This window comes from Sulfitobacter sp. M39, assembly GCF_021735935.1.
Taxonomy (GTDB): Bacteria; Pseudomonadota; Alphaproteobacteria; order Rhodobacterales; family Rhodobacteraceae; genus Sulfitobacter.
In genome coordinates this window covers 460,618-481,965 of the sequence record NZ_WMDZ01000001.1, presented here as the reverse complement: position 1 = coordinate 481,965, position 21,348 = coordinate 460,618, and the positions used below count along the sequence as shown (strand labels likewise).

Sequence of the window (21,348 nt, the reverse complement as noted above, 5' to 3'; positions counted from 1 at the left end):
GCGCTAGACGTCGTAGCGTTTGCTGATCTTGTCCACGACCTGACCCGAGGCAAGCGAGACCCCCTCGTCATAATGCCAGTCGCGAAACCCGCGGCTTTGGTAATAGGTTAGCCCGCCGTGGTTGTCGGCGCGGATCGTGGCGTTGATCCAGACGTAGCCCAGCCGTGCCGCTGCCTGCGCGGTGGCATCAAACAGCGCTGACCCGATGCCAAGGCCGGTACGACCAACCTGCACAAAGCTCGCGATGTCGCAGGCCTCGGGCGGCAGATCGGGGTGCGGGTTGATCCACTGGAACCCCACGACGTTTTCGTGATCGTCCAGCGCCACATGCCACGCGCTTTGATCGGCGTTGCTGGACATCCATTCGGTCAGATCCTTGCCGGTGACAGGGCGGGTCATCGCGGTGGTGCCCCCGATGGTGATGATCTCGTTCAGGAGCTGTGCCATATTGCCGGCATCCAGCGCGATTGGCGGGCGGACCTTGACCATCACAGCGCGCCCAGCAAATCCAGATGCCGCGCGGTGAAGTCATTGCGCGTTTCCACCGGCGGGCGCAGCATGATCGACAGCCCCTCCATCAGATCGGGCTTGGGCCGGCCAAAGAACTTGGACGCCTCGGCCTCCGAGAACCCGGCGATCTGCGTCGCCTCCATCCAGGCGCTGACCTTATCGGCGCGCTTGATCTGCTGCTTGACCGATTTCGGCAGCGCCGCAGGCAGGCCAAAGCGGATGTGGATCGCGGACATCAACCGGTCATCCAGCGCACCATATTCCGGCCCGACCGCCGCCTTCACCGGAGAGATCATATCGCCGATCACATATTCCGGTGCATCATGCAGCAGCGCGGCCAACCGCCACTTCGTCGGGGCCTTCGGGTTCATCCGGCCATAAATCGTTTCGACAAGCAGCGAATGTTCGGCCACGGAATAGGCAAAATCCCCCCGCGTTTGCCCGTTCCACCGCGCGACAAAGGCCAGCCCATGGGCGATATCCTCGATCTCTATATCGACCGGCGTCGGGTCCAGCAGGTCAAGCCTGCGGCCGGATAACATACGTTGCCATGCACGGGATTGCTGCGCCATTCTATTGCTCTGCCTTTGACACGTGGAACATTTGCGGGTTTCGCCGTGTTCTTCCCACGAAGGAGACGATCATGAAACCTGTTATTTCCGCTCTTACACTCGCACTTGGCCTCGGGACCGTGGCCGCACCTGCAATGGCAAACGATGTCTGCATGTCCGCGCAAGAGCTTAAGGCGTCTCTGGTGGATTGGTACGGCGAAACACCGGTTGAAGGCCAGGACGACGGCGCGGTCCAAATCTGGGCCTCGAATGACACAGGCACATGGTCTGCTGTAAAGACCCTGTCGAACGGGATGGCCTGCGTCACCGCGCAGGGGGCCAACTGGATGGCGGGGATGACCACGGACGAGATGATCGTCGCTTCGGCAGAGTAACCGTTTCGTGTGACGCTTGACCGCCACCGTTGAGATCACCGCATCAAAGTGCTACGGCCCTTTTCAAATATACGATACATAGCCGATCTTTTGAAAAGGGATGCCCCGATGGCCAACGATTACATCGTTAAAGACATTAGCCTTGCCGCCTATGGCCGCAAGGAACTTGATATCGCAGAAACCGAAATGCCCGGCCTGATGGCCTTGCGCGCGGAATATGGCGACAGCAAACCGCTGTCCGGTTCGCGCATCGTGGGCTCGCTGCACATGACGATCCAGACCGCTGTTCTGATCGAAACGCTTGTCGCACTGGGGGCTGATGTGCGTTGGGCGTCGTGCAACATCTTCTCTACCCAGGATCACGCGGCGGCGGCGATTGCCGAAGGCGGCACGCCTGTTTTCGCGATCAAGGGGCAATCGCTGGAAGAGCATTGGGATTACCTGGATAAATCCTTTCAGTTCCCCGAAGGCCCGAACCTGATCCTTGATGATGGCGGCGATGCGACCCTGTACATCCTGCTGGGGGCCCGTGCCGAGGCTGGCGAAGACGTGATCCCCGTGCCATCGTCGGAAGAAGAAGTCGCGATCAAGGCGCAGATCCAAAAGCGGATGGAGCAATCCCCCGGCTGGTTCACCAAGATGCGCGACCAGATCAAGGGCGTGTCCGAGGAAACCACCACAGGCGTCCACCGTCTGTATGATCTGGTGAAGCAAGGCCAGCTGCCCTTCCCCGCGATCAACGTCAACGACAGCGTCACCAAGTCCAAGTTCGACAATAAATACGGCTGCCGTGAATCGCTGGTCGACGGTATCCGTCGCGCGACAGACGTGATGATGGCCGGTAAGGTCGCTGTCGTCTGTGGCTATGGCGACGTTGGCAAGGGCTCTGCCGCATCGCTGGCCGGTGCCGGTGCCCGCGTGAAAGTGACCGAAGCTGACCCGATCTGCGCGCTGCAAGCCGCGATGGACGGGTTCGAGGTTGTCCTGCTGGAAGACGTGCTGGACAGCGCCGACATCTTCATCACCACCACCGGCAACAAGGACGTGATCCGCATCGAGCATATGCGCGAGATGAAGGATATGGCGATCGTCGGCAACATCGGCCACTTTGACAATGAAATCCAGGTTGCCGCGCTCAAGAACCACAAGTGGACCAACATCAAGGAACAGGTCGACATGATCGAGATGCCTTCGGGCAACCGTCTGATCCTGCTGTCCGAAGGCCGTCTGCTGAACCTTGGCAACGCGACCGGTCACCCGTCCTTCGTCATGTCCGCGTCTTTCACCAACCAGGTGCTGGCGCAGATCGAACTGTGGGAAAACACCGGCAAATACGAGAACAAGGTCTATATCCTGCCCAAGCATCTGGACGAGAAAGTCGCCCGTTTGCACCTTGATCGTATCGGCGTGAAACTGACCCAGCTGAGCAGCGAACAAGCCGCTTATATCGGCGTCACACCCGAAGGCCCGTTCAAGCCGGAACACTACCGCTACTAAGCCGGTTCATACCGCCTTACAAAACGCCGCCTTGCAGGGATGTAGGGCGGCGTTTTTCGTAGATCACGTGCCAAGCGCGAAGCGTTCGACCTCGTGAAAATGCCCCTGGGCATCCTCGCCACAAAGCGTCAGACTATCGATGGTGAAGGGGGCAGGGGTATCCGACCCTAAATAGCGATGCAGAGCCGTTTTCACGGGATCGATCTGATCGGGCGCAAGCGGTCCGGTGAGGGTGATGTGAAAGCGGAAATACTCCATAATATGGGGGTATCCGTAGGTTTTGAGGTAAATCCGCTGCTGATCGGTCAGATAGGGAGCGTTCTTGCGCGTAAACTCCGCCTCTGACAGCGGCGCGCGGAAGGCGTCCAGCACCACATTGGCAGAGGCCGCAAGACTGCCAAGCGCGGTCGTGTCTCCTTGTGGCACCAGCGCCAGAAACCGCCCGATCTGCGACAGCGCCAGCCCGTCCAACTGCACCGGCGCTTGTCCTTTGCAAAAGGCGGCGAGGCCTTCGGTCAGCTGTGCCGCGCTGGTGGCATCGGCCAGAAAGAACGGCGCCTTGACCGTCCCGTGTAGCCCGTATTTGCGTGGTCGTTGGGTCAGCTTGGCAATATCAAGCCCCTCGATATCGGGATGTGCCACAGCTTCGCCCGCCTGCACATCCCATCCCAACCAGGCCGCGCCCCGCCGGGCGAAATCCCCCGGCGGCGGCGTATAGTAAATGGCGTAGCGTTTGAACATCTTGGCCCCCCTATCGGTCAGCCTAGACCCCTAGCAGCGCCATGTAACAGCTTAAAGATAGCGGTTTACCAGATTTTCCAGCGCTTCCTGACGGCCCGAGGCGGGCTGCGGGTTCAGCGCGTCGGCTTTGACCTGCGCGTTGATCGTCTCCAGATCGCTGTTTAGCAGGCCTTGGCCGCGTTCAGAGCCCCAACCGGCATAGCGCGCGTCACGCGCCGCTTCGAGCTTGCCACCCTCCAGCATCGCAGCGGCGGCTTTCAGGCCCTTGGCACAGACATCCATCGCACCAACATGGGCAAGGATCAGATCTTCGGCGTCCAGCGACTGGCGGCGCAGTTTCGCGTCAAAGTTGGTGCCGCCGGTGGTGAAACCGCCCGCTTTCAGCACTTCGTAATAGGCCAGCGCGACTTCGGGGACGGAATTGGGGAATTGGTCGGTGTCCCAGCCTGATTGGTAGTCGTTGCGGTTCATGTCGATCGACCCGAAAATCCCAAGCGCCGAGGCCATCGCCAATTCGTGTTCGAAGGAATGCCCGGCAAGAATGGCGTGACCCTGTTCGATGTTCACCTTCACCTCGTTCTCAAGACCATAATCCTTGAGGAAGCCATAGACGGTGGCCACGTCGTAATCATACTGGTGTTTGGTCGGTTCCTGCGGTTTAGGCTCGATCAAGATAGCGCCTTTGAAGCCGATCTTGCGGGCGTAGTCGACCGACATCTGCAAGAAACGCCCCGCCTGTTCGCGTTCGCGTTTCAGGTCGGTGTTCAGCAGCGTTTCATAGCCTTCGCGCCCGCCCCACAGCACATAGTTCTCGCCGCCCAGCTTATGGGTGACGTCGATACATTCCTTCACCGTCGCGGCGGCATAGGCAAAGATATCGGGGTCGGGGTTTGTGGCGGCACCCGACATATAGCGGCGGTTCGAAAACAGGTTGGCCGTGCCCCAAAGCAGCTTGGTGCCCGTCTGCTCCATCTTCTCGCCAAAGTAATCGGTGATCTCGTGCAGCCGCGCGGTGCTTTCGGCAAAGGTATCGCCCTCGGGGCGGACATCGGCGTCGTGGAAGCAGAAATACGGCTGACCGAGGATATTGAACATATCAAACGCGGTGTCAGCCTTGGCGCGGGCGGCGTCCATCGTGGTGTCAAACCACGGGCGCAGGAAGGTCTGGCCGCCAAAGGGGTCGCCGCCTTCCCATGCGAAACTGTGCCAATAGGCAACGGCAAAGCGCAAATGCTCTGCCATCGTCTTGCCCATCAGCATCTCGTCGGGATTATAGCTGCGATAGGCGAAATCGTGGTCCGCTTGCGGGTCGTAAGAGATCGTCGGGATGCCGTCGAAAAAGCTGGTCATGGGGATGGTCCTTCTTGTCTTAGCGCAAATGTTTTACGGCGCTATACGTGTCTGAATATCGGGCGTGGGCCTCTGAAAAGGCGCCTACCAGGGCCGGAACAGGCTCTATCACGCGGGAAATGGGGGGCGGCACGGCGATCTCGGCCCCGGCGCCGGTGGCAGCCATACGACCCAAGCGCGCGGCCCCAAGGGCACCGCCAAAGTCACCCGCGGCGGGCAGCTGGATCGGCATGTTCAGGGATGTGGCGATAGCCGACAGCCAATAGTCGGATCGCGACCCGCCACCGACGGCGATCAGACTGTCGATCCGCGTGCCGGTTTGCTGCATCGCGTCGAAACTATCGCGCAGGGCGTGGGTGACCCCTTCCAGCACCGCGCGGGTCATGGCGGCGCGGTCGGTGTTATGAGCCAGATGCAGGAAGCCGCCACGGATATTGGCGTCGTTATGGGGCGTCCGCTCGCCCCCCAGGTAAGGCATAAAGATCGTGCGGCCGGGGGCCTGTAGCGCGCCCAGATCAGAGGTGAGCGTCCGCGCGTCCTCGTTCAACACACCGGCCAGCCAATTCAGCGAATCCGTGGCCGACAGGATCACCCCCATCTGGTGCCACAGGTCCGGCAGCGCGTGGCAAAAGCTGTGCAGCGCGCTTTCAGGTGCCGCGGCATAGCCCGGCGTTGCGGCAAACAGCACGCCCGAGGTGCCAAGTGAGACAAACGCCTGACCCGGTTTCACCACACCCATTCCGATGGCCGACGCAGCATTATCGCCGCCGCCCCCTGCAACGGGGATCCCCGCTGGCAGGCCCAGTTGTCCCGCGATAGAGCCACTTAGATGCCCTGACACCTGCGATCCTTCGACCAACGAAGGCATCTGCGCCCGCGTCAGGCCGGACCGTTCCAGCAAGGCGTCGGACCAGTCGCGCGCGCCGGTATCCAGCCAGCTTGTGCCTGCGGCATCCGACATCTCTGATACCGCGTCGCCGGTCAGCCAGAAGCGCAGCGCGTCCTTGGGCAGCAGCACCTTGTCGATCCGCGCGAAAATATCGGGTTCATGGTCGCGCACCCATGCGAGTTTGGGCGCGGTGAAACCGGGGAACACGATGTTGCCCGTGACCGAGCGCCAGATCGGATCAGCATCCATCGCAGCGGCCTGTGCTGCGGCGCGCGTGTCGTTCCACAGCATACAGGGGCGTAGCGGTGTGGCCGCGGCATCCAGCAGGGTCGCGCCATGCATATGCCCGCTCAGCCCGATACCCTGCACCGCGGATAGATCAACCCCCAGCCCCGCAATCGCATCGGCGCAGGCGGTGAACCAATCGCGCGGGTCCTGTTCGACCCAGCCGTCGTGGGGGCGCGACACCTGCAAGGGCACCACGCTTTCCGCGATGATGTTTTCGGCGTCGTCCACCAGCAGGGCCTTCAGCCCAGAGGTGCCCAGATCAAGCCCCAGAAACATGGTTTTCCCCTTTGTCAGCACCTATGCGGCGTCGCGCGCCTTGCCCATGATGATCATGCTCAGGATGTCATCCTCGGTCACGTCGCCCACCTTCTCGGTGCCGATCAGCGCGCCGTTTTTCATCACCGACACACGGTCGCACAGATCCAGCATCTCGCGGGTGTCGTGGCTGATCAGGAAGATGCCAAGCCCTTGGGCCTTCAGTTCTTTGATCAGATCGGCAACCATCTTGCTTTCATGCACCCCAAGGGCGGCGGTCGGTTCGTCCATGATCAGGATCTTGGCGTTGAAATAGACCGCGCGGGCAATCGCAACCGATTGCCGCTGACCGCCCGAAAGCGCTGAAACAGGCTCACTTATCTTCTTAAAATTGGGGTTGAGCCGCGCCATGATCTTGCGGGTCTCTGCCTCCATCCGCGCGTCATCCACGAGGCCGAGTTTATTGGTTAGCTCGCGCCCCAGAAACAGGTTGCTGGGCGCATCAAGGTTATCGGCCAGCGCCAGTGTCTGGTAGATGGTTTCGATGTTGTGGCGGCGGGCGTCACGGGGCGAATGGATGCTGGCTTTCTTGCCCTCGATCCAGATTTCGCCCTCGTCCATCTGATAGGCACCGGCAAGGATCTTGATCAGCGTGGATTTCCCCGCGCCATTGTGCCCCAACAGGCCGACGACCTCGCCCGGATACAGGTCCAGCGACACGTTATCGACGGCACGCACCCCCCCGAAGGACAGCGAGATATTCTTGAGCTCTACAAGCGGTGTCATGATTTCCCTCCCATACGGCGGCGATAGACGATGTCGATCCAGACGGCGAAGACAAGAACCGCACCGACGACGATGTTTTGCAGCGGTGCGTCAACGCCCACCATAGCCATGCCCGATTGCAGCGATTGCATGATCAAGGCACCCAGAATGGCCCCGTGGATTGTCCCTATACCGCCTGCCAGAGCCGTGCCGCCGATGACAGCCGCCGCGATAACACGCAGTTCGTCCAAGGTGCCGATGTCGTTCGAGTGGTTGGTCAAACGGGCAGAGGCAACAACCGCGGACAGCGCCACCAAGGCCCCCATCAGGGCAAAGACCTTGACCGTCAGCAGGCGGGTGTTGATGCCCGACAGCTCTGCCGCGTCGGGGTTACCGCCCGTGGCAAAGATATAGCGCCCCAGCCGCGTGCGTTTTGCCATCACGGTCATGCCAATCGCCAGCGCGATCAGCAGCAGCACCGAATAGGGGATACCGTACGACGCGGTATAGCCTTCGGGCATCACATCGCCACGGGCCTTGAATTCGCGCATCAGACGCGCGGTCGGAACCTCGTAGGCGTTCAGGATCGCGACAAAGCCCAGAATGCCCACGGCGATGATCAGACCGACCAGCACCTCGGCCCAAAACGGTTTCACGTGAAACCCGTGGGTGACCTTGTTGCGGCGCGATGACCACAGCGCCCAAAGCGCCAGAACCACGGCGATTAGCCCGACGACCCAAGACCATGTCTCGCCCAAGGTACCGTTGATCCCGCCGAACTTGCGGAAGGTTTCATCCAGCGGCCCGATGGTCTGGCCGTCAGTCATATACCACGCCACGTTGCGCCAGATCAGCAGCCCGCCCAAGGTCACGATAAAGGCAGGAATCGTGAGGAACCCGATCAGCCAGCCCTGAAACGCGCCGATGATGGTGCCAAACAGCAGGCCGACGACGATGGCGATCCACGGGATCATCGGATGCCCCAGCCCCATGCCCAGCATACGCGGCAGGATATCGGTCTGGGTCATCGCCATCGCGGCAGAGCAGGTGGCCAGCATCGCACCGACAGACAGGTCGATGTGACGAGTCACGATCACGAAGACCATACCGGTCGCCATAATGGCAACGCTGACCGTCTGGATCGTAAGGTTGAAAATATTGCGCGGCGTCAGAAAGCGCCCGTCGGTCAGCACGTTGAACACGAGGCAGACCAGAATGAACGCACCGATCATCCCTAACAGACGGGTATCGATTTCGAGCTGGCTAAGAAAAGAGCGCTTGGGCGCTGTCGGCGACGGATGTACATCTGCCCCGGTTTCGGTGGTCGTATCTGTCATGTGATTGGCTTCCGGATTGGGTCGCAATGTCAATCAGCGGGGCCGCAAAGCGCGGCAGCCGGGCTGAAGCAAACGGGTGGCACACCCCGCATCAGGGGGCGGGGTGTGCGTTTTGGTCTTAGTTACAGGCCGCGACGTCTGTCACGCCCTGGCACAGGGCTTCTTTCGAAATCCAGCCAGCGTCCAGAACCGCGTTCAGGTTGTCGATGGTGACAGGCACGGGGGCCAGAAACTTGGCCGACAAGGCTGTGCCCGCAGGGGATGTCCATTCCTGCGCGCCGTCCACGTCTGCCATCTCGGTGCCGCCGGCAAGGGCAACAGCGATTTCGGCGGCGTTCTTGCCCAGATCACGGGCGTCTTTCCAGACGCTGACGGTCTGCGTGCCCTTGGCAACACGGTTCAGCGCCGCGTGGTCGCCGTCCTGGCCGGACACGGGCGTGCCTTCCATGCCTTGCGCGGTCAGCGCGGCAACGGCACCGCCTGCTGTCCCGTCGTTCGACGCAACAACCGCATCAACATTGTTGTCTTGCGCGGTCAGGATCTGCTCCATGTTGCGCTGTGCGTTGGCGGGCAGCCAGCCGTCGGTATAGGCTTCGGCAACGATGGTGATATCGCCTGCATCAATCGCGGATTGCAGCACTTCTTGCTGGCCGCCGCGCAGGAAGTCGGCGTTCGGATCCGTGGGCGAGCCCTTGATCATCACATAGTTGCCCTTTGGCATCGCTTCTAGCACGGCACGCGCTTGCATACGGCCCACCTCGACGTTGTCGAAGGTCAGGTAAAAGGCGCGGGGGTCTTCGATCAGGCGGTCATAGCCTACTACCGGAATACCTTCGTCCGCGGCTGCGGTGATTGCGGGGCCGATGGCCTGGCTGTCTTGGGCAAGGATGATCAGCGCATCAACGCCTTGGGCGATCAGGCTTTCCACATCTGACAACTGCTTGGCCGACGACGATTGCGCATCGGCGCTGACATATTTCGCACCGGCAGCGTCCAGCGCGGCCTTGATTGCGGCCTCGTCTGTTTTCCAGCGCTCTTCTTGGAAGTTCGACCAGCTCACGCCGACGGTGATATCCTCGGCTGCTGCGGTCTGAGTGAAGCCAGCAGTGGCGACGGCCGCTGCCATAAAGAGTTTACGCATTTCTTTCCTCCCAGATGAAATGATCCGATGTCCTTGGTGGCATCGGTGACGTCGTAGTATGAGGTTGCGCACTTTAATTCAGTTGTCAAAATAAATTTTACATTATGACACAAAGAATTTGACACAGATCGGCAAAACACGGCTTATTTCCTATGGGAGACAGAGGGATTAACCTGTTGCAGGGGAATTTCAAAATACATCGGGAGGATAAAGTTTGGCGAGCGAACTAATTCGCGACCTTGGGTCGGAGGGGTCAAAACTTGTGTCTTCAGGCTGTGGCCCGCTGCTGGCCTTGCCGCAGGATGATACACGCCCGCTGCGCCAACAGGTGTTTGAACAGGTCCGCGCGAACGGGCAGATGCCGCGCATGGATGTGGCGCGCAAGCTCAACATTAGCCCCGGGTCGGTGACCACCATCACCTCTGATCTGATCGCGCGCGGTCTGCTGCAAGAGGTAGAGGACAGCCAGCGCGGCCCCAGCCGTGGCCGCCCGCCCATTGCCCTGCGGGTCGCACCGCAAAGCCGTTTCGTCGTGGGCATGAAGCTGTCGGACGAACGCCATACCGCGGTTTTGCTGGACCTTGCGGGTACGATCATCGCAGAGGCCCATGTCGCCAGTGCGTCGCTGCGTCAGTCTACCGAGGATATGTTGACCGAAGTCAGCTCGCTCATGGACAGGCTGTTGCAGAAATCGGGGCGCGTGATGTCCGACATCAGCGCCGTGGGAATAGGCCTGCCCGGGCTGGTGGATGCGAGCCTCGGGATCGTGAAATGGTCGCCGGTGATGCTGGACACGGATATGCCGCTGCGCGATCTGCTGTCGAAAACGCTGGGGCTGCCGGTGTCCTTGGACAACGACACCAACCTGCTGACGTTGGCCGAACTGTGGTTCGGGGCCGGTCGGGGGATTTCCAACTTTGCCGTGGTGACCATTGAACGCGGCGTCGGCATGGGGCTGGTTCTGAACAACCGGCTGTTTCGCGGCGCCCTTGGCCCGGGGATGGAGCTGGGGCACACCAAGGTGCAGCTGGACGGTGCCCTGTGCCGTTGCGGGCAGCGCGGCTGTCTTGAGGCCTATGTCGCCGATTACGCCATTATCCGCGAGGCAGGTACCGCGTTTGAACGGGACCCGCGCGCCGAAAGCTCTGCCGTGTCGATGATCGAAACCCTGTATGACGAAGCGAACGCAGGCAACGAGGCCGCGCTCGCGATCTTCAATCGCGCCGGACGGTTCCTGAGCGTCGGGCTTGCCAATATCGTGCAGTTGTTTGACCCCGAACGGATCATTCTCAGCGGGGCACGGATGCGCTATGACTATCTGAACGTTGACGATGTACTAAGCGAGATGAACTCTATGATCCTACCCGCAGGTCGCGCGCCGACCCCTGTCGATATCCACGCTTGGGGCGGGTCCGTCTGGGCGAAAGGGGCCGCCGCACTGGCCCTGTCCGATGTGACCGACGCCCTGCTGGGGGAGAATGCTGCGTGATCCATCGTTTGATGGCGGCAGCCTGTGTCTTTACCTCTGCTGCCCATGCCGATCCGTTGTTTCAGGACATCAGCGCGGGCCTGCCCGACCATCATTATACCGGCGGGTGGGAACATTTTGTCGGCGGCGGTGTGTCGGCGTTCGACTGTTCGGGCGACGGGCTGCCCGATCTGGTAGCCGCAGGCGGCACCGCGCCGCTATTGCTGCTCAAAAACGTCTCTGACACGGGGAAAATCGCCTTTGAACGGGCTGTGATCGACCCCGAGATTACGGGGGCCACGGGGGCCTATCCTGTCGATATGAACGGTGACGGGCTGCTTGATCTATATGTCATGCGCGTCGGGCCGGACCGCGTACTTCAGGGCGGCGCGGCGTGCCAGTTCACCGATGTGACAGAGGCATGGGGCATCCCGCAAACCGATCAATGGACCACCGCCTTCACCGCCTGGTGGGAGGATGGCGCATCCTTTCCCACGCTTGCTGTCGGCCATTATGTTGACCGCGCCAATCCCGACGGACCGTTTGGCGCCTGTGATACCAACACGCTGCTCAGGCCCACTCAAGGCACCTCCCTCCGCTACACCGCGCAAGAGCTGTCGCCGGGGTATTGCGCCCTGTCGATGCTTGCCGCAGAGGATGCGCGTGGGCTGAGATCGCTGCGAATCTCCAATGATAGACACTATTACGTCTCCGGCGGGGCCGAGCAGATGTGGGATATCGCCGAACAGCGGTTCCTGACCGAAGCGGACGGCTGGGTCAAAGTCTCGCTTTGGGGGATGGGGATCGCCAGCCGTGACCTGACCGGCGACCAACGAGACGAGCTGATGCTCACCTCTATGGGGGACCAGCTGATGCAGGTGGCGCAAGCCGACGGGAGCTATCGCGGCGCGCCCTATGACATCGGCACCTATGCGCAGCGCCCCTATGTGCCCGGCGATGGCCGCCCGTCTACCGGATGGCACGCCAATTTCGCCGATGTGAACAACGATGGCCGCGCCGATCTGTTTATCGCCAAGGGCAATGTCGACCAGATGCCCGGCATGGCGATGCGCGATCCGAATAACCTGTTGATCCAAGGGGAGGATGGCCGCTTTACCGAGGTTGGCGACACCGCAGGTGTGGCAGATATCGCGCGGTCACGGGGGGCGGCCCTGGCGGATTTTGACGGCGACGGGCTGCTGGATCTTGCCGTGGTGAACCGGCGCGCGCCGATGCGTATGTATCGCAATGTGACGCCCGAGGCAGGCCGCTTTGTGCGCATTGCGGTGCGGGGCGCGGGCGGCAATCGCTTTGCCGTGGGCGCGCGGGTGATCGTGACGGTGGGCGACGCTGTGCAAAGCCAGCAAGTCACCCTGGGCGGCGGTCATGCGGGGGCGGTGCTGGCACCGCTGCATTTCGGCATCGGCGACGCGGCAGAAGCAACGGTGCAGGTCCGCTGGCCCGATGGCACGCAAAGCGACCCCATGCACATGACAGCAGGCGATCAGATCACGGTGACACAGCCCGATTGATCAGGGCGCACCGCCCACGGCCAGACCGCTTGGCACCGTGTCAGGGATACCCAAGCGTCCCGACAGCGCCTGCGGGTCATCCAGACTGCGCAAGAAAGACACTAACGAGGCGATATCACCGGGATTCAGCCCTTTGGGCGCGCGGATCATCGCGGCTTGGGTGATGGCATCGCGGGCGGCGGGGTCGTCCATCTCGCGCCAGTCATCCCCGTCCAGCGGCGGCAGGCGCACCCCGTTTCTGTCAGCCGCGCCGGGGGCAAAGCGTTTTGCCGCGCGGGCGGGGTCCATATGATCGCGCAAGAACTTCTCTATCTGGCTGTGTCCGCCTGCATGCCCCCAAGGGCCGGTCTGCATCACATTGCGCAGGGACGGCGTGCGAAAGGCATAGGCATCGGCCCCATTGCCGGTCACACCCATGCGCCCCGTATCGCGGGTGTGGGTTTCAAACGCGGCCGCCTTGCCGGGGCCAAGCTGCGGTGCCCCCATCGCGTGGAAACTATGGTCGGTCTGGAACGCGCCTGCGTGGCAGGCGCTACAGCCCGCCTCGCCATAAAACAGCGCCATGCCCTTTTGCGCATCGGCGTCCAACGGGGCTGACGGATCGCGCAGATAGGCATCAAAGGCAGAGCTGTCTGACCGCCATTCATGGGCCACAAACACGGCAATAGCGTTTGAAATATCTGTAAATTCGATGTCGTCGGGCGTGGTGATATGATCATAGACCGTTTGGAACCGCTGCGCGTAGTCGGGCAGACCCGCCACCCGTCGCGCCAGAATATCCCACGCCCCGCCCTGCGCCGTGATCAGACCCTGACGTACGGCTTTGGCAACGTCATTCTCCATATTCTGGCCGGCCATCTCGTCGGGGCTCAGCACGGGGAACATGGTTTGGGCCGACAGCAAAGACGCAAATCCGTCAAGCATATCGTCGTCCAGCGGCGTGCGGAAACCGGACGGCATCTCGGCGTCAACCTCGATCCGGCCATCGTGGAACAGCACGGTGAATTCCTTGGCACCCAGATTGAACAAGGCAGGTGAATTGCGCGGGATGCGGTGGGGCGGCATGTTGTCAGGATCGCCGCGCCGTTCCAGCCCCAGCCCGACCCCACCTTCGCCCAGACCCAGCGACACGCCATCGCTCGTGGCAAAATCAGGGTGGTGACAGGTGGCGCAGGCGATATTGCGGTTGCCCGAGAGGATCGGATCGTAAAACAGCAATTGCCCGAGGATCGCCTCTTCCAGATCAACGGGCGCAAAGCTGGCCGGATCAACGGGATCGGGCAGCGGTCCCGCAACGCCAAGAGGCGGAGCAAGACAAAGGGCGAAAGCGGTGGCGAGGGCGGTCTTCATCATCTTAGTTTTGCGGAAAAACCGCTTCGGTACAAGCGTTTGACGCGGGGCGATCCGCAATCAAGACGTGCCGAAAACCGCACAGACAAACGCAGGCGGGAAAAATTTCTTTTGCGCGCGTCAAAACCGCTTTAGGGTCTGAAACAAGGCCGGAAACATCGGTCAAATCAACGGTTGGAGACCACGAATGGGCAAAAGAGATGAATGGATCGCGAAGTATGCCGACGATCTGCAAACGAAATGCGGCATGACGCCAGATATGGACCTGCTGACGAAAGTGACCATCGGCTGCGGTCCGTCGATCTATAACGCTGACGCGCAGACCATCGCCGCGTCGCAGGAAAGCGAGCTTGAGCTGGTCAAGAACAACTTCCTCATCAAAAAGCTCGGTCTCTCGGATAGCCCCGAGTTGATGGACGGTATCCACAAAGCCGTAGAGACCTACGGCAAATCCGAGCGGAACAAATACCGCGCGGTGGTCTACTATATGCTGACCAAACACTTCGGCAAAGAATCCGTTTACGCGTAAATCTGTCCCTGTCGAACTGAAAACGCCCGCTTGGTTCAGCGGGCGTTTTCATGTCTAAACCGTGTAGTAGGCTCTAGGGTTTGGTGTTTCCAAGGGCGCAGATCGCGCTCCATTGGTCTGGTGTGACGGGCTGCACGGACAGACGCGGGCTTTTGACCAGCGGCATATCATCGAACCGGCCATCGGCCTTGATATCGTCCAGCGTCACCGGTTTTTCAAACCGGCGCACGGCTTTGACATCGACACATTCCCAGCGTGCATCATCGGTCGAGCTATCGGGATGCGCGGCGGCGCAGATCTCGACAATGCCGACAATCGCGCGCTCCCCCTGCGAATGGTAGAAGAACCCCAGATCGCCAACCGCCATCTCTCGCATGAAGTTGCGCGCCTGATAGTTGCGCACGCCGTCCCATTCCTCGCCCGTGTCCCCCTTGGCGACCTGATCCGGCCAGCCCCAGGTCGAGGGTTCGGATTTGAACAGCCAGTAGGCCATTACCCGATCACCCGGTTCCACGGGATCAGCTGCACATCGGCAAACAACCCGGCCTTGGCATAGGGGTCATTGTCAGCCCAATCTTGCGCCGCGGCCTTGTCGGCGACATCCAGAATGACCAAAGACCCGATCATATCGCCGGCATCATCCAGCAGCGGACCGGCCTGAGCAACGACGCCCGTGGATTTCAGATACTCCACATGGGCGGGGCGGTTTTCCTGACGCACGGAAAGCGCGCCAGCTTTGTCTTTGGCAATAAGGGCAACCAGCATGTTATTCTTCCTTTAAAGGGCGGGTCAAAAGCGCTTTCATCGCGCTTGCTACATCTAAGCGGTTCTCGACCAGACCTGCAACGGCGGCGGTGATCGGCAGATCCAGCCCGTTGTCATGGGCCAGCGCATCGACCGCCCGCGCGGTGGCGGCACCTTCGACGGTGGTGGCGCTGTCAAAGGGCTCCCCCCGGCCCAGGGCCAGACCCAGCCGGTAGTTCCGCGATTGGGTCGAGGTGCAGGTCAGCGTCAGATCGCCAAAACCGGACAGGCCCGCCAAGGTCACCGGATCCGCGTGGTGATGCGCGGCGAGCCGCTGCATTTCGGCGAAGCCGCGGGTCATCACGGCAGCCCGCGCGCTTTCGCCCAGACCCGCCCCGATCGCCGCACCGCAAGCGATGGCCACAACGTTTTTCAGCGCGCCCCCCAATTCCGCACCCACGGTATCAGAGGTGCGGTAAAGACGCAGGTTTGCCGTTGTTAGGCTCTGTTGTAGGGTCGCGCAGGTGGTTTTATCGGCGCAGGCAAGGGTCAGCGCCGTGGGAAGACCCCGCGCAATATCCGCGGCAAAGCTTGGCCCCGTGAGGATCGCGGCGGTCGCATTGGGCAGCACCTCGCGGATCACGGCGACAGGGCCAAGGCCGGTGTTCAGCTCGATCCCCTTGCAACAGGCGACGATTGCCTTGCCGTCCAATGCGGCAGCGTTATCATGCAGAAACCCGCGCAGTTTTTGCATCGGAACAGCGGCGAGCAATGTCTGCGCCTTGGCGGCCTCTGCCAGATCCTCGGTCACGAACAGGCCCTCGGGCAGTGGGCAACCGGGCAGGCGAGCGGTGTTTTCGCGGCTTTGCCCCATGCCCTGCGCATCCCGCGCCCATAGCGTCACCGCGCCCTTACCCGCCAAAGAGATCGCCAACGCAGTGCCAAAGGCACCGGCTCCCAGAACGGCAATGCTCATGCTTTCGCTCCTTTTTTGCCGCTGCCCAACATGGCGGGCTGGCTTGTGTCCAGCGGCCAACGCGGGCGGGCCGACAGGGTCAGATCATCGGGCGCGCGCAGATGGCTTTGCTCAATCGCGGCAAAGGCGATCATCGCGGCATTATCGGTGCACAGCGACAGCGGCGGCGCGATAAAGGCGCAGTCTACTTCGGCGGCAACAGTCTCTAATCCGCGGCCTATTGCCTTGTTCGCGGCCACACCACCCGCAACACAAAGGCTGCGCACAGCAGGTGCGTGATCCAAATATTTCCGCAAGGCGCGGCGGGTCTTTTCGGCCAGTACATCGGTAACGGCAGCCTGGAAACCGGCAGCCAGATCGGCCTGATCCTGAACGCTCAACCCGCCTTTTTCGTCGATCACCTTGTCCCGCGTGCGCAGCACCGCCGTTTTCAACCCCGAAAAGGACATGTCGCAATCGGGTCGGTCCAGCAGCGGGCGCGGCAGGGCAAAACGCTTCGGATCGCCCGCCTTGGCGGCTTGCTCAATCGCGGGGCCCCCCGGTTGCGGCAAAGAGATCAGGCGCGCTACCTTGTCAAAAGCCTCGCCCGGCGCGTCGTCGATGGTGCCGCCCAAGCGCTCAAACCGGTCCGGCCCATGCACCAGCAGGAACTGGCAATGCCCGCCGGACACCAGCAACATCAAATAGGGATAGGGCACATCATCGGTCAGTCGTGGCGTCAGGGCGTGGCCCGCCAGATGGTTCACGCCATACATCGGCTTGCCCGTCGCGGCAGACAGCCCCTTGGCGCACATCACCCCCGACAGCACGCCACCGATCAGCCCCGGTCCCGCGGTCACGGCGAAACCGTCAACATCCGCCAAGGTCAGCGTCGCCTCGGCCAGTGCCTTTTCGACGCAAAGGTCCAGCTTTTCTGCGTGGGCGCGGGCTGCGATCTCGGGGACAACACCGCCGAAAGAGGCATGAATCTCGGTCTGCCCCACAACGACGGAGGACAGCACTTGGGCGCGTTGCCCCGGCAGCTGACGCACCAGCGCGGCGGCGGTATCATCGCAGCTGCTTTCCAATCCAAGAAGTAACATGGCTGTTTCCGTTGCAAGGGTGACAGGGGCCAAGTAACACCTTGGGGCAGGTGGAACAATCCTTGGGGCCCAAGCGTCAGATGACAAAACCAGCGTTGATCCTGACCCGCCCTGCGCCCGCCTGCGCGGCGTTTGCGGCCAGCCTGCCGGCTGCGCTGCTGTCGCGGGTGCGGGTGGTGACCAGCCCTTTGCTGCGAATTCTACCGACCGCAGCGCCTGTTGATCTGGGCGGCATCGGCGGGGTGATCTTTACCTCGGCCAATGGGGTGGCGCATGGCCCGAAGGGGGGCACCCTGCCGGCCTATTGTGTGGGCGAGGCGACGGCGCAGGCGGCTGCGGCCAAGGGCTGGCAGGTCGCGTTTCACGCCCCCGATGCGGCACGTTTGCTCTCGATGATCAAGGCACATCACCCCGCGGCGCCCTTGCTGCATCTGCGCGGCACGCACCAGCGCGGGGATATTGCCGAACGGTTAACGCAGGGCGGTCTGCCGACACGCGCTGTGGCGCTTTATGACCAGCAGGCGCTGCCCCTGACGCGCGACGCCCAAGCCGCGCTGGCAGATGGCCCGTCGATCGTGCCGCTGTTTTCTCCGCGCACCGCCGCGCAATTCGCTGATCAGGCACATGACTTGCAACGGTCCACCATCATCGCCCTGAGCCCCGCCGTGGCCGAGGCGCTGGACCGCACAGTGGTTCAGCAGATACTCATCGCCCCTGAACCAACCGCCACGTCACTGCGTTTTACGCTTGAAACTGCGGTGGATTGGAACAGGTTAGCTTGAAGGTCGACCTAGATGCCGTCTAAGGTTGTGCAATACGTCTGATATCAGGTCAGAATCGGAAAGGTTTTTAAGCGTGGCGAAAGCGAAAACACCCAGTTCAGGTGACGACACCCCGAAGACATCTTCGACATCAAGGGCGTCTGCTGCCGCCGCCAAGCCGAAGACCACAGCCAAGAAAACCGGATCGTCCACCGCGACAAAACCGGCTGGGACAACGGCGAAGCCATCAACGGCCAAGCCCAAGCCTGCGGCCAAGACATCCGCTGCAAGCGCGGCGAGCGCCGACAAAACCGCGACGGGTAAATCCAGCGATGACAAAGCGAGTGCCAAACCTGAAGGCGTGAAAACCACCGACACCGCATCGACCGCCGCGAAAGCAAGCGACGCCAAAGAGGCAACGACACCCGCTGTGAAAACGGGGGGCAGTGATACAGCGGCCAAGGCAGCTTCACCCGCGACCACCGCGACCGCCTCGACGTCTGCCAAACCCGAGACGAAGCCGAGCGACGCGAAATCCGATGCAAAGCCCGACGCGAAAGATGTAAAGCCGGACACGGCCTCTGATAAACCGGCATCGCCCGCGTCAAAGACCGCGACGTCAACCGCATCGACCACGACGGCGAAACCGGCCACGCCGCCCAAAACGCCGCCCCCCGCCACCCCCGTGGCAGAGCCTGAAAAGCGCGGTAGTGTCTTTTGGCCGATGCTGTTCGGCGGGATCATTGCGGGCGGGATCGGCTTTGCCGTGGCGGAATATGATTTGCTGGAACAGGCCGGCCTGCGCCCTGCGGACACCTCGCAATCTAGCCTGAGCGACACGATCGCCGCGCAAGAGGCACGGATCAAGGCGCTGGAAGAGACAGACCCGGCCCCCGCGCCCTCCGACGATGCCGCCCTGCAAGAGGTTCAGGCGCTGGTAGCCGAGCTTGCCACCCGTGTGGATGATCTGGGCAACCGCCCCGCGACCGAGGCACCGGCCCCCGTCGATACGTCAGCCTTTGAAGAGGAACTGGCGGCGCTGCAATCCTCGGTCGAGACACAGCGCGACGAGATTCAACGTCTGCTCGACAATGCGCTCAGCGTAGAGGAAGCGACGGCGCAAGCCGCACAGGCCGCGACGCTGCAATCCGCCTTGGGCCGGATCGTATCTGCCGTCACAACCGGCCAGCCCTTCGAGGCAGAGATCGCCGATCTGCAAGCCAATGGTATTCAGGATGTCCCGCCGGCCCTTGCCGACACGGCGGCGACGGGCGTTGTCACCGCTGCCAATCTTCAGGACCGTTTCCCCGATGCGGCACGGGCATCGCTTGCAGCGGCACGTGCGGCCTCGCCCGAGGTGGACGGGGGCGGCATTGGCGGCTTCTTCAAGCAGCAGTTGGGTGCGCGGTCGGTTGCGCCGCGTGACGGGGATGACCCCGACGCGATCCTGTCCCGCGCCGAAGCCGCAATGCGCGACGGGCGTCTGGCCGATGCGCTGGCAGAGGTGAAAGCCCTCCCGCCCGAAGCCCAAGAGCCCCTGTCCGAATGGCTCTCTGATGCGCAAGCGCGCCAGGATGCCCAAGACGCCGTACAGACATTGACACAACGCCTGACGGCGAACTGAGGAACCTGATTTATGCTTTGGTCACTGATTAAGATCGTTGTGTTCGTTGCGGTGATTGCCGCCATCACTTGGGGCGCATCGTTCTTGCTGGAAAGCTCGGGCGGGTTGCAGGTCACCGTGATGGGCACCGAATACAGCTTTGGCCCGCTGCAATCCGTTATCGCCGTGGTCCTGCTGGTTGTCGCGGTCTGGATCATGCTCAAGATCTTTGCGCTGCTGGTGGCGGTCTGGCATTTCCTGAACGGCGACGAAACGGCGCTGTCGCGCTATTTTGACCGCAACCGCGAACGCAAAGGCTACGAGGCGCTCTCCGAAGGGCTTATGGCGCTGGCCAGCGGCGAAGGGCGTCTGGCGATGGCCAAGGCCGCAAAGGCGGATAAATACCTTGAACGTCCCGATCTGACCAACCTGCTGATCGCGCAGGCTGCGGAAATGGCGGGCGACCGTCGCAAGGCAGAAGAAACCTATCGCAAGCTGGTGACCAATGAAAGCACCCGCTTTGTCGGTGTGCGCGGGATCATGAAACAGAAGCTGGCCGAAGGCGACACGGAAACCGCGCTGAAGCTGGCCGAGAAAGCTTTTGCCATCAAACCGAAACATGCCGAAACTGGTGATGTGCTGCTGAAACTACAGGCCGAGAAAGAAGATTGGGCCGGTGCGCGCCAAACGCTGAACACCAAGCTCAAGAACGGCCAGATGCCGCGCGATGTGCATAAACGGCGTGATGCCGTGCTCGCCCTGTCCGAGGCGAAAGATGTCATTGCCGAAGGCAACAGCATCGAAGCCCGCGAGGCCGCGATCGAGGCGAACCGCCTGTCCCCCGATCTGATCCCCGCAGCCGTGATGGCTGCGCATGGTTATATCGATCAAGGAAAACCGAAATATGCGGCCCGCGTGCTGAAGAAAGCGTGGGACGTGCAGCCGCACCCCGATCTGGCCGGTGCCTTCGCCGCGATCCAGCCGGACGAGACCCCGAAAGAGCGGCTCAAGCGGTTTACCACGCTGACCCGCGTGCAGCCGGACCACCCCGAGACCAAGATGCTGCTGGCAGAGCTGAACATCGCCGCCGAAGATTTCCCGCAAGCGCGCCGGTCCTTGGGGGATCTGGTTGAAACCGACCCGACCGCACGTTCGGTCACCTTGATGGCGGCCATCGAACGGGGCGAGGGGGCCTCGGATACCATCGTCAAAGGCTGGCTGGCACGGGCGCTGACCGTATCGCGCGGCCCTCAGTGGATTTGCGAGAACTGCCAACATATCCATGCGAGCTGGAAGCCGATCTGCGAAAACTGCCACAGCTTCGATACGCTGGCGTGGAAAACCCCGCCCATGTCCGAAGTCGCCATGCCCGGTGGTGTGCAGATGCTGCCGCTGATCGTCGGCGCACTAGAGGATAACTCGGGCGCGGATGCCAAGCCGCCTGTCGCCACCCGCGCCGATATCGAGGATGCAGAGCTGATCGACGACACCCCCGCAGGCACCGTCGATCCGGTTGAAAAACCAGCGACCCAGCCCGAGAAATAGCGCAGAGCCCAAAGGTGAACGAAAACAAAGGCCGGCACG

The 21,348-nt window shown here is 61.8% G+C and carries 22 protein-coding genes; 8 read left to right on the top strand and 14 right to left on the bottom strand.

Annotation, left to right across the window (positions count from 1 at the left end; all coding sequences use genetic code 11):
* Nucleotides 1-3: 3 nt before the first annotated feature.
* Both GLP43_RS02270 and GLP43_RS02265 read right to left on the bottom strand, forming a co-directional pair.
* A complete protein-coding gene (locus GLP43_RS02270) occupies nucleotides 4-489 on the bottom strand; it encodes a GNAT family N-acetyltransferase (RefSeq protein ID WP_237278036.1) in 486 nt (161 codons plus the stop codon).
* The gene (locus tag GLP43_RS02265; protein ID WP_237278035.1) at nucleotides 489-1,082 is read right to left on the bottom strand and encodes an HD family hydrolase; all 594 of its coding nucleotides are present in this window, start codon (nucleotides 1,080-1,082) and stop codon (nucleotides 489-491) included. Before GLP43_RS02265 ends, GLP43_RS02270 begins: the two co-directional genes overlap by 1 nt.
* A gap of 71 nt (nucleotides 1,083-1,153) precedes the next feature.
* Here GLP43_RS02265 and GLP43_RS02260 point away from each other — a divergent pair, with 71 nt between their 5' ends.
* Together GLP43_RS02260 and ahcY are read left to right on the top strand one after the other, a co-directional pair.
* Nucleotides 1,154-1,456, top strand: a complete 303-nt coding sequence (locus GLP43_RS02260; protein WP_237278034.1) for an S-adenosyl-L-homocysteine hydrolase — start codon at nucleotides 1,154-1,156, stop codon at nucleotides 1,454-1,456.
* A 108-nt stretch (nucleotides 1,457-1,564) separates the two neighbouring features.
* Nucleotides 1,565-2,953 (top strand): adenosylhomocysteinase, encoded by a 1,389-nt coding sequence (gene ahcY, locus GLP43_RS02255; protein WP_237278033.1) that lies wholly within the window; start codon nucleotides 1,565-1,567, stop codon nucleotides 2,951-2,953.
* 63 nt (nucleotides 2,954-3,016) lie between these two features.
* On the opposite strand, the gene GLP43_RS02250 is transcribed toward ahcY, so the two are convergent.
* The 6 genes from GLP43_RS02250 to xylF form a co-directional block, all read right to left on the bottom strand.
* Nucleotides 3,017-3,694 (bottom strand): DUF1045 domain-containing protein, encoded by a 678-nt coding sequence (locus tag GLP43_RS02250; RefSeq protein ID WP_237278032.1) that lies wholly within the window; start codon nucleotides 3,692-3,694, stop codon nucleotides 3,017-3,019.
* A 51-nt stretch (nucleotides 3,695-3,745) separates the two neighbouring features.
* The gene (xylA, locus tag GLP43_RS02245; RefSeq protein ID WP_237278031.1) at nucleotides 3,746-5,044 is read right to left on the bottom strand and encodes a xylose isomerase; all 1,299 of its coding nucleotides are present in this window, start codon (nucleotides 5,042-5,044) and stop codon (nucleotides 3,746-3,748) included.
* Between the two features lie 19 nt (nucleotides 5,045-5,063).
* A complete protein-coding gene (gene xylB, locus GLP43_RS02240) occupies nucleotides 5,064-6,497 on the bottom strand; it encodes a xylulokinase (protein WP_237278030.1) in 1,434 nt (477 codons plus the stop codon).
* A 21-nt stretch (nucleotides 6,498-6,518) separates the two neighbouring features.
* Complete coding sequence (locus GLP43_RS02235; RefSeq protein WP_237278029.1) at nucleotides 6,519-7,262, bottom strand: ATP-binding cassette domain-containing protein; 744 nt, start codon at nucleotides 7,260-7,262, stop codon at nucleotides 6,519-6,521.
* Complete coding sequence (locus tag GLP43_RS02230) at nucleotides 7,259-8,578, bottom strand: sugar ABC transporter permease (RefSeq protein WP_237278028.1); 1,320 nt, start codon at nucleotides 8,576-8,578, stop codon at nucleotides 7,259-7,261. The genes GLP43_RS02235 and GLP43_RS02230 overlap by 4 nt, the downstream gene beginning before the upstream one ends.
* Nucleotides 8,579-8,696: 118 nt before the next feature.
* Nucleotides 8,697-9,719 carry a D-xylose ABC transporter substrate-binding protein gene (xylF, locus tag GLP43_RS02225; protein WP_037942471.1) on the bottom strand — a complete coding sequence of 341 codons (1,023 nt, stop codon included), beginning with the start codon at nucleotides 9,717-9,719 and terminating at the stop codon, nucleotides 8,697-8,699.
* A gap of 262 nt (nucleotides 9,720-9,981) precedes the next feature.
* Between xylF and GLP43_RS02220 the strand changes: the two genes are divergently transcribed.
* Nucleotides 9,982-11,208 (top strand): ROK family protein, encoded by a 1,227-nt coding sequence (locus tag GLP43_RS02220; protein ID WP_237279907.1) that lies wholly within the window; start codon nucleotides 9,982-9,984, stop codon nucleotides 11,206-11,208.
* An 11-nt stretch (nucleotides 11,209-11,219) separates the two neighbouring features.
* Nucleotides 11,220-12,719, top strand: coding sequence for a CRTAC1 family protein (locus tag GLP43_RS02215; RefSeq protein WP_237279906.1), 1,500 nt, complete (start codon nucleotides 11,220-11,222; stop codon nucleotides 12,717-12,719).
* Here the strand turns inward: GLP43_RS02215 and GLP43_RS02210 are convergent, their stop codons facing one another.
* Nucleotides 12,720-14,069, bottom strand: a complete 1,350-nt coding sequence (locus tag GLP43_RS02210; protein ID WP_237279905.1) for a cytochrome-c peroxidase — start codon at nucleotides 14,067-14,069, stop codon at nucleotides 12,720-12,722. It lies immediately after the preceding gene.
* A gap of 187 nt (nucleotides 14,070-14,256) precedes the next feature.
* Between GLP43_RS02210 and GLP43_RS02205 the strand changes: the two genes are divergently transcribed.
* Nucleotides 14,257-14,598: a DUF2853 family protein gene (locus GLP43_RS02205; protein WP_005850691.1), complete on the top strand. Its 342-nt coding sequence runs from the start codon at nucleotides 14,257-14,259 to the stop codon at nucleotides 14,596-14,598.
* A gap of 73 nt (nucleotides 14,599-14,671) precedes the next feature.
* Here the strand turns inward: GLP43_RS02205 and GLP43_RS02200 are convergent, their stop codons facing one another.
* Genes GLP43_RS02200 through tsaD form a run of 4 tightly spaced genes read right to left on the bottom strand, consistent with a single transcriptional unit; the run spans nucleotide 14,672 to nucleotide 17,400 of the window.
* Nucleotides 14,672-15,091, bottom strand: a complete 420-nt coding sequence (locus GLP43_RS02200) for an EVE domain-containing protein (protein ID WP_237278027.1) — start codon at nucleotides 15,089-15,091, stop codon at nucleotides 14,672-14,674.
* On the bottom strand, nucleotides 15,091-15,363 hold the full coding sequence (locus GLP43_RS02195) for a YciI family protein (protein ID WP_005850688.1): 273 nt from the start codon (nucleotides 15,361-15,363) through the stop codon (nucleotides 15,091-15,093). The genes GLP43_RS02200 and GLP43_RS02195 overlap by 1 nt, the downstream gene beginning before the upstream one ends.
* Nucleotide 15,364: 1 nt before the next feature.
* Complete coding sequence (locus GLP43_RS02190) at nucleotides 15,365-16,318, bottom strand: NAD(P)H-dependent glycerol-3-phosphate dehydrogenase (RefSeq protein ID WP_237278026.1); 954 nt, start codon at nucleotides 16,316-16,318, stop codon at nucleotides 15,365-15,367.
* Nucleotides 16,315-17,400: a tRNA (adenosine(37)-N6)-threonylcarbamoyltransferase complex transferase subunit TsaD gene (gene tsaD, locus GLP43_RS02185; RefSeq protein ID WP_237278025.1), complete on the bottom strand. Its 1,086-nt coding sequence runs from the start codon at nucleotides 17,398-17,400 to the stop codon at nucleotides 16,315-16,317. Before tsaD ends, GLP43_RS02190 begins: the two co-directional genes overlap by 4 nt.
* 80 nt (nucleotides 17,401-17,480) lie before the next feature.
* On the opposite strand from tsaD, the gene GLP43_RS02180 reads away from it, so the two are divergent.
* Nucleotides 17,481-18,182 (top strand): uroporphyrinogen-III synthase, encoded by a 702-nt coding sequence (locus GLP43_RS02180; RefSeq protein WP_237278024.1) that lies wholly within the window; start codon nucleotides 17,481-17,483, stop codon nucleotides 18,180-18,182.
* On the opposite strand, the gene GLP43_RS02175 is transcribed toward GLP43_RS02180, so the two are convergent.
* A complete protein-coding gene (locus GLP43_RS02175) occupies nucleotides 18,174-18,905 on the bottom strand; it encodes a hypothetical protein (protein WP_237278023.1) in 732 nt (243 codons plus the stop codon). The two genes, GLP43_RS02180 and GLP43_RS02175, sit on opposite strands and share 9 nt — an antisense overlap.
* Between GLP43_RS02175 and GLP43_RS02170 the strand changes: the two genes are divergently transcribed.
* Both GLP43_RS02170 and GLP43_RS02165 read left to right on the top strand, forming a co-directional pair.
* A complete protein-coding gene (locus GLP43_RS02170; protein ID WP_237278022.1) occupies nucleotides 18,886-19,785 on the top strand; it encodes a COG4223 family protein in 900 nt (299 codons plus the stop codon). The two genes, GLP43_RS02175 and GLP43_RS02170, sit on opposite strands and share 20 nt — an antisense overlap.
* Nucleotides 19,786-19,797: 12 nt before the next feature.
* Nucleotides 19,798-21,309 (top strand): heme biosynthesis protein HemY, encoded by a 1,512-nt coding sequence (locus tag GLP43_RS02165; RefSeq protein WP_237278021.1) that lies wholly within the window; start codon nucleotides 19,798-19,800, stop codon nucleotides 21,307-21,309.
* The last annotated feature ends 39 nt before the right edge of the window (nucleotides 21,310-21,348 follow it).